Annotated in this window: 1 protein-coding gene; it reads right to left on the bottom strand. The window is 36.6% G+C overall.

Annotated elements, in window-relative coordinates:
• Positions 1–122: 122 nt before the first annotated feature.
• Positions 123–422 carry a hypothetical protein gene (locus AEA42_RS06380; RefSeq protein ID WP_055647266.1) on the bottom strand — a complete coding sequence of 100 codons (300 nt, stop codon included), beginning with the start codon at positions 420–422 and terminating at the stop codon, positions 123–125.
• Positions 423–826: the final 404 nt, after the last annotated feature.

Here is an 826-nt window from a genome sequence, read left to right as displayed (position 1 = left end):
TGGAGGTACTCAGGCGGCCTGATTATCAAATCACGGAGAAAGAATTGCTGGCGGCCTGGGTATTATTCGCCAATCAGTTGCTCAAATATGGCTATGCTATGGCTGATTTATGAGGGGATCCTTCAGCGCTTCGCCTCTCTGTACTGTTCCCCTATTAGTTCTAAAAGAAATAATGTCCTATCTCTATCTGGAGTAATTTTTGATAAGTTTTCGTATAACTCATCATTTAATGACACTCCTTCATTTATGTAGTTTAAGATTTCTTCTTTATATTCATCACAACTAATTTTCCCAACCAGATCATTAAGGTAGATTTTAATTTCTTCAACATCAGCAAGAATTAATCTAGCAAGCTCTTTTCCTTCTATGGTATTTCTTGGCACATATTGATTAATTTTTTCAATATGATATTCAAATGTCATTATACGCACCCTTATTTATCACTTAAATGATTTTAGTTTACACATACTGGCTAATAATACTGACAATGGTATTAAAGTTGGCGAAAGCCTACCTTATAGCTTCTTGGTTTTGAAGAATACTAGCCAATAACACATCTAGCTCATTTTATTTAGCAGGAAATAGCTTATCAAAAACATGAACTAACAGGTCATAAGCATCAACATTTCCTCTCACCATTTACCATATGTTGCATGCATTATCTAATAGCCTTATGGTTGTAAAACTATCTTTCAAAGACTAAATAGCTGATCCGAATACTGCTACATTTTCGCCGTGCCATGCCCACTGCCAGGAAATGGGGAAACGGTTCCCATAAAATGCCATACCATGCCAAGCAGTTCCCGTATGTTCCTGCAAGCGTGAT

Origin of the sequence: Shewanella sp. Sh95, assembly GCF_001308045.1 — a bacterium.
GTDB classification, from domain to species: Bacteria; Pseudomonadota; Gammaproteobacteria; order Enterobacterales; family Shewanellaceae; genus Shewanella; species Shewanella xiamenensis.
The sequence above is the reverse complement of the archived record's forward strand: the minus strand, read 5'-3'. Positions and strand labels throughout refer to the sequence as shown.